Annotated in this window: 8 protein-coding genes; 2 read left to right on the top strand and 6 right to left on the bottom strand. The window is 47.6% G+C overall.

Going from position 1 to position 6,489, the window contains the following annotated elements:
• Window positions 1–102: 102 nt before the first annotated feature.
• Complete coding sequence (locus B2899_RS15575; protein ID WP_371863587.1) at window positions 103–306, bottom strand: helix-turn-helix transcriptional regulator; 204 nt, start codon at window positions 304–306, stop codon at window positions 103–105.
• Window positions 307–435: 129 nt separating this feature from the next.
• On the opposite strand from B2899_RS15575, the gene B2899_RS15570 reads away from it, so the two are divergent.
• Window positions 436–819 carry a helix-turn-helix transcriptional regulator gene (locus tag B2899_RS15570; RefSeq protein WP_349679055.1) on the top strand — a complete coding sequence of 128 codons (384 nt, stop codon included), beginning with the start codon at window positions 436–438 and terminating at the stop codon, window positions 817–819.
• Window positions 820–911: 92 nt separating this feature from the next.
• On the opposite strand, the gene B2899_RS15565 is transcribed toward B2899_RS15570, so the two are convergent.
• Both B2899_RS15565 and B2899_RS15560 read right to left on the bottom strand, forming a co-directional pair.
• Entirely contained in the window at window positions 912–2,252 is a 1,341-nt protein-coding gene (locus B2899_RS15565; protein ID WP_146812258.1) for a (Fe-S)-binding protein, read from the bottom strand.
• The gene (locus B2899_RS15560) at window positions 2,233–3,678 is read right to left on the bottom strand and encodes an FAD-binding oxidoreductase (protein ID WP_286887009.1); all 1,446 of its coding nucleotides are present in this window, start codon (window positions 3,676–3,678) and stop codon (window positions 2,233–2,235) included. The genes B2899_RS15565 and B2899_RS15560 overlap by 20 nt, the downstream gene beginning before the upstream one ends.
• Window positions 3,679–3,821: 143 nt before the next feature.
• On the opposite strand from B2899_RS15560, the gene B2899_RS15555 reads away from it, so the two are divergent.
• The gene (locus B2899_RS15555) at window positions 3,822–4,517 is read left to right on the top strand and encodes a FadR/GntR family transcriptional regulator (RefSeq protein WP_286887007.1); all 696 of its coding nucleotides are present in this window, start codon (window positions 3,822–3,824) and stop codon (window positions 4,515–4,517) included.
• Here the strand turns inward: B2899_RS15555 and B2899_RS15550 are convergent.
• The 3 genes from B2899_RS15550 to B2899_RS15540 all read right to left on the bottom strand — a co-directional run bounded on the left by B2899_RS15550 (window position 4,512) and on the right by B2899_RS15540 (window position 6,055).
• Entirely contained in the window at window positions 4,512–5,252 is a 741-nt protein-coding gene (locus tag B2899_RS15550; protein ID WP_286887004.1) for a sirohydrochlorin chelatase, read from the bottom strand. The genes B2899_RS15555 and B2899_RS15550 overlap by 6 nt on opposite strands.
• 367 nt (window positions 5,253–5,619) lie before the next feature.
• Window positions 5,620–5,757, bottom strand: coding sequence for a hypothetical protein (locus tag B2899_RS15545; protein WP_170230399.1), 138 nt, complete (start codon window positions 5,755–5,757; stop codon window positions 5,620–5,622).
• A gap of 1 nt (window position 5,758) precedes the next feature.
• On the bottom strand, window positions 5,759–6,055 hold the full coding sequence (locus B2899_RS15540; protein WP_286887001.1) for a hypothetical protein: 297 nt from the start codon (window positions 6,053–6,055) through the stop codon (window positions 5,759–5,761).
• Window positions 6,056–6,489 lie beyond the last annotated feature (434 nt).

Below are 6,489 nucleotides of genomic sequence, written 5' to 3'. Positions count from 1 at the left end.
ACCGCTCTTCCTCTATCTCTTCCTTGCATGTAAACTCATTCATTCTATTCTCCTTCTCCTTCTCTATCTAGTTAACATAAGAAACACTACGCTTTTGCGGCTTTACTTTTCATCAAAGAAGCGAGTCCAATCAAATTGCAGGGTTGCAGCTATTTTTTGTGCCACCGGTACACTCGGGGTCCGCACCCCGTTCTCAATTTGCGTATAATAAGCTCGTTGTATGTTTACTGCCGCCGCAACCTGTGCCTGTGTATACTTTTTTCCTTCTCTTATTTCGACCAGCCATTTTCTTTGCTTCAAATTCACCGTCCCTCTCTTCCTGTGGCAATAAGCAACTTTTTCCTTAATTTTACTGTACATTTTCATAGAAAACAATGGAATTTGTAACTTATCGCTACAAATATTTTTATGTAGCATTTTGCTACAGTATAATAAATCGGAATAAAAAAGGGAGGGATTGTTCTGTTAGGTATCCGATTAAAGCAGCTTCGCCAGCAAAAACGTTTGACCCAGGAAGAAACGGCGAAACTTCTCAATATTTCCCGCGGAACTTATGCACATTATGAAATCGATAAACGACAGCCTGATTTTGTGACACTTGAAAAATTGGCCGACTTTTTTGGCGTCTCAATCGATTATCTCCTCGGACGCGTCGATGATCCCCATCCCCTTCCCCAGCTTCTTCGCGACCCTTCCATTAATATTTCCGCTTATGAAGGGTATCAGGATCTTTCGCCAAAAGAACAGGAAATCGTTAAAGAGCAAGTTCGCCACACAATAAAAATGTTAAAAGAATTAAAAGAAAAAAATAAGCAATAACGCTTCGGCTTGTACAATCAGCAAAGACGAAGGTTATTGCTTATTTTTTACCCTTTACGAAAAAACTGTATAAAGATTATACGACCATGCTTTTATAGTGCCCGATCCAAAAGGTCCATAATATGGACCGCTTCCATCTGGTCTTTCATGCCGGCACGGATAATGCCCTGCTTCATTTGCAGGAGACAGCCCGGATTGGAAGTGACGATAATGTGTGCTTTCGTCTGCCGGACATCCTTCATTTTGTCATCGAGAATGCGCATCGACATATCGAAGTTCGTAATATTGTAGATGCCCGCCGAGCCGCAGCAGCTGTCCGCATTTATCATCTCGATATATTCGACACCCGGAATGCTGCGGATAAGCTGACGCGGCTGATTACGGATGCCCTGCCCGTGCGCTAAGTGGCAGGAATCCTGATACGTAACGCGCACGTTCAGTTCTTTCTTGAATGTAAGCTCCGGCAGCTCTGCCAACAACTCGTTGGCGTCGCGCACCTTCGATACAAACTTCATGGCGCGCTCTTTCCACTCCGGTTCGTCATGGAACCAGTGATGATACTCTTTCAGCGCCGCCCCGCATCCGCCGGCGTTATTCACAATGAAATCGACACCGGCCTTCTCGAACGCTTCAATGTTGCGTTTGGCGAGATCTACGGCTCCGTCCTTTTCCCCGGCGTGCGCATGCAGCGCGCCGCAGCACGCCTGATCGTCCACAAATACGACTTCGCACCCCGCTTTGGTGAGAACGCGTGCGGTTGCCTGATTCGTCTCGTAAAACATGACGTCCATGATACAGCCTTTGAACATGCCAACCTTCAATGTCGCCTTTTGCCCTTCTGGCTTCATGACTTTTTGACGCTTCTTGCGTTCCGCAGGAGAGGCGACTTTGTCGACAGCCTGCTGCATTTCCGCCATCGGACGCGGCAGAATATTAATCAACCCGGTTTTTTGCGCCATCGTCTGCAGGCCCGCAGACTGTGCTGCCCAGAGTGCCGTCCCCAGCTTTTCGATACGCTCGGGATGCGGGAAGACCTTATTGAAGATAATATCGCGGATAAACGGCGCTTTTTTCTCTTCTTTCTTCCGGGTCTCCACCACTTCGCGCGCGGTTTCTACAAGGCTTCCGTATGGTACGCCTGCCGGACAGGCCGTTTCGCAGGCCCGGCAACCCAGACACAGATACATGTTAGCTTCGAATTCATTATCCACCTCAAGCGACTCCTGCGCGACCCCTTTCATCAGGGCAATCCGACCGCGCGGGCTCGCTACTTCCTTGCCGGTTTGACGATACGTCGGACAGGCCGGCAGGCAGAAGCCGCACTGCATACAGTTCATGATTTCGTTCATATCAAACTTGCCTAAAAGCGAGATATTCGTCGATTCGCAGCCCGGTGTTGTGCTGTTCTGCGGTTTAGTTGTGAGCGTGTTCATGTTCGCATCCGCACCCATTGGTGTTCACGACCACCCTTCTTCTTGCGCTTTTCGCAAAAATTTTGCCAGGATTCATAATGCCATACGGATCAAATGCTTCCTTAATCCGTCTCATCAAGTCCATGCCGACCGGTCCGACTTTCAAATCGAGATAGCCGGCTTTTGCCATACCGACGCCATGCTCTCCGGTAATCGTCCCGCCAAGCTTGATTGCGGCATGGAAAATTTCTTCAAACGCCTGCTCGACGCGATGGATTTCTTCTTTATCCCGCTCGTCCGTCAGGCATGTCGGATGCAGGTTGCCATCACCCGCGTGACCGAATGTACAGATTTGCAATCCATATTTATTGGCAATAATATCTACTTGATCGACCATCTCGGCCAGATTGGCCCTTGGTACGGTCGCATCTTCAAGAATTGTCGTCGGCTTTACCCGTGCCAGCGCAGACAATGCGGAACGGCGCGCCGCCATCAGACTTGCGCCTTCCTCTGCCGTCTGTGCAGTGCGAACTTCCGTCGCCCCTTCGGAACGGCAGATATCGGCAATGCGCTCCATGTCGTGCTCGACCTGCCACTGCGAACCATCCTGCTCAATGATGAGCATCGCTTTCATATCAAGCGGAAGGCCGATGTGCGCGAAATCTTCCACTACGACCATCGTAGCCTGATCGAGGAACTCCAGCGTGGCTGGAATGATTTTCGCCGCGATAATGCGCTGCACGCTGCGCGCTGCCGATGTCAGATCATTATAATAGGCGACCATTGTTTGTTTAGCCGCCGGAAGCGGTAACAATTTTGCGGTGATTTCCGTAATGACCGCAAGTGTTCCTTCCGATCCGACCAGTAGCTTCGTTACGTCATAGCCTGCCACGTCTTTGGCATTCTTCCCGCCGACCCGCAGCACCTCGCCGTTCGGAAGCACTGCTTCCAAACCCATGATATAATCCTTCGTGACCCCGTATTTCAGGCCGCGCATGCCGCCCGCACATTCAGCTACGTTGCCGCCCATCGTGGAAATTCGCATACTCCCCGGATCCGGCGGATAGAACAAGCCCACCGCCTCTACCGCTTTGTGCACGTCCGCCGTAATGACACCCGGTCCGAACGTGGCGGTCAGGTTCTCCTGATCAATTTCTTTAAACTCATTCAGACGGTTCATATTCAATACAATGCCGCCTTCGACCGGCACTGTGCCGCCGCACAGGTTCGTGCCTGATCCGCGCGACACAATCGGAATCCGATGCTTGCTGGCCACCTTCATAATCGCGGACACTTCTTCGACGCTGGCCGGAATGACAACCGCGTCGGGCATCGCTTGATACAACGGTGTTGCATCATAAGAATATACGTATAATTCATTTGGTGAATCTAAAAAATAATCTTTACCGACAATGCTGCGCAGTTCGCTTTTTATTTGCTGGTCCACAACTGTCCTCCTCCTTGCTATTCAGCAGGTCATCAGATGAATTTATTATTAACTCTACCATAGTTTCAAAAAAAATTGTAGAGTATTAAAGAAAGCGTGTACGAAATTAAGAAAAGAAAAATCACAAGGAGAACCAAGAGAGCATGAGTTTAATTAAGAAAAGCTACCAGATTGTAGCAGAAGATTTGCAGAAGATGATTGAAGAAGGAATGCTGAAGCCGGGTGCACGAATAAAAACAATCGACAAACTGGCCGAACAATACGGGGTCGGCAAATCGACAATCCGCGAAGCGCTCAGCCAATTGAAAGCACGCGGTTTGATCGAATCCCGGCAGGGTGAAGGCACATTCGTCAAAAGCGACGCCACAGCCGCATTGAAAAAGCTGTCTACATTGACCGTCAGCAATCATCAGGAACTCACCCACCTGCTGCAGGTGCGCAAAATTATCGAGACCGGCTGTGCCGAGATAGCGGCGCTTGCCCATGATGAAAAAGATGAAGCGATGCTGCGTGAAATTGTAAACAACATGGCACTCTGCGGCGATAACGAAGAAATGTCCCGCATTTATGACATTCAATTCCACATGGCGATTGCCCGCGCGACAAAGAATCCATTCCTGAATAATATGATGGAGAGCATCTCGGAAGTAATGAACTATACAATCCGGGACAGCCGCAATCTGTGGCTGTACAGCAAAGACGGATCAGCCAGCCGTCTATACCAGGAGCATATGGAAATTTTCGAAGCGATCCGCAGCCGCGATCCTAAAAAAGCGCGCCGCATGCTGGAAAGACACCTGACCCGAGTAGAGAAAGCACTGGAAGCCAATCTTTTATAAATAAGCGGCAATCGTCTCTTCGATCCACCGTGCTATGCGGGCATCGGGGAGATACGCCTTTCCATTATATCGATGCACAATTCCATCCAATTTTCCCGGCATCGCTTTTTCCGTATAATAGCCCGGGCTTAAAAACACAGGCACGATAAGCAGGCGGTTTTTCTTCGACACTGCCCGGGCACGGCGTGCGAGCGTATCGGGATGAATGGTTGCATACGTGGCTCCGTTAAGGCCAAGCTCACGCCGCAAACCGGAGGCCAGCCGTCCCAGCATCCTCTCCCATCGTTCTTTAAAACCGGGTACATCGCTGCCATGCGCGGCAAGCAGCAGCACTTCCTCCGCCGGATTGTCGGACAGCTCCTGTACGCGATCTCGTAGAATTTCGCGGATAATCGGATGATCATCCATCGGTTCCGCCCAGATAACACGAGCCCGAATGAGAAGAGGCTTTAAGTCTGTCTCCACTCCCGGTTCGTCGATAAGTCCGAGGGCGTATTGAATTTCGCTTAAATGGGTGCTGCCGCTCGAGACAAACAGCGGGATGGCAAGAATCTCTTCTACTCCCTTCGCCTCCAGTCTCTCTATTCCCTTTTGGATTGTCCTATCTTCCACCATACCAAGAAAAGCGGCTTCCGTAGGCAGCCTGATTTTCAGTTGGTTAAGCAATCCGTCAATTTTCTGTACCCAGCTTATATTGGGCGATCCATGACTGATAACAAGCACGCCGCGTGTCATCCTTCTCCCTCTTTTCTTATTAAACCCAGTTATTTACTAAATTTTAATGCTTATTTCAGCAAATGAAAAGCCTGAAATACTTTTTCCAAGCATTTCTCACGCTGTAATCATCAATTTAGCCGTGCCGCTTGCTCTCCGAAAGAGCTGTTACGGATTGAGCCCACAACGATGACAGCCGAATAAAACTGGCTGGGTCCCATATCACGGACAGCGAACGAGCGTTCATGTCGCTCTTTTCGAAACGACACAAATACCACCGTTTATGTCGTGAAAGCCCACTCTTAAAAATCCACTAAAAAGTCGATTCCTTAGCGTACAGGAAATCGGCTCCAATCTCATTTCAAAATTGATCGTTCGTCCATTATAATTAATTTTTTCTTATTACAATTTCAAGACGTTGTTTAAATCCCTCATTTATTTTTCGTATTTTGTTCCATTTTTCCTCAATTCGTTTATCTAGACTTTTTTCAGAAACAGCAACAAAAATTATTTTCTCTTTTCCCATATCAGTTTTTCCTTTTGAGAGCTGCTTCATGCTGAATAGAACGGGAAGAAAGTAACTCGATTACACTGCGCTGTTCTTCCTGTGCATTTGCCACCTGGCGCACTTCACTTTTGATTTCTGTAGCAGTGTGATCAAGTTTGTCAAGGAGCTTCTCTGCTAGTCCATCTATTTGATTCCTTACATCGTTTTTCAAATCATTTTGACCGGATTCGAGTGCTTCCATCCTTTTTTCAAGTCTACTTTGACCCTCTCTAAGTGACTGTAACTCAGAAAGAATTTGCTTCAACATTTCTTCCACTTTCGGTCCCTCACTTCAGTTTTCTTGTTGCAATTTTATCATAAAATCAATAAAACCTTCCTCAAAACTTTTCCCTTACTAAAACTGGCTAATCAACACGTGTGACACCATCCTTTACTTTATTTGTTAGAAAAATGATAGTGTTTATCAGTTTGTATGAAAACTAACCGTACAACAGGCGCCACAGATTGGAATAATAGAGTTACAGGAACGGTTAATTTTTGGAAGGCTAGGGGGTATACTATAAGCGTTACAAGAACTTCACCTAGTTTTACTAACTTATAGGACAGAAATTAATATGTAATCGTTCATGATACGTGGTCAACAACACCTAAGGATGTTTATTTATATGTCGGGAACCTTTCTTCCTGGTACGAAACTGTAAAAGTAGTGCCACAGTAAAATTCAACTTGGCATACTGTAAGGGGGGGTTG

Source organism: Aneurinibacillus sp. UBA3580 (assembly GCF_002375825.1).
Classification (GTDB): Bacteria; Bacillota; Bacilli; order Aneurinibacillales; family Aneurinibacillaceae; genus Aneurinibacillus; species Aneurinibacillus danicus.
The sequence above is the reverse complement of the archived record's forward strand: the minus strand, read 5'-3'. Positions and strand labels throughout refer to the sequence as shown.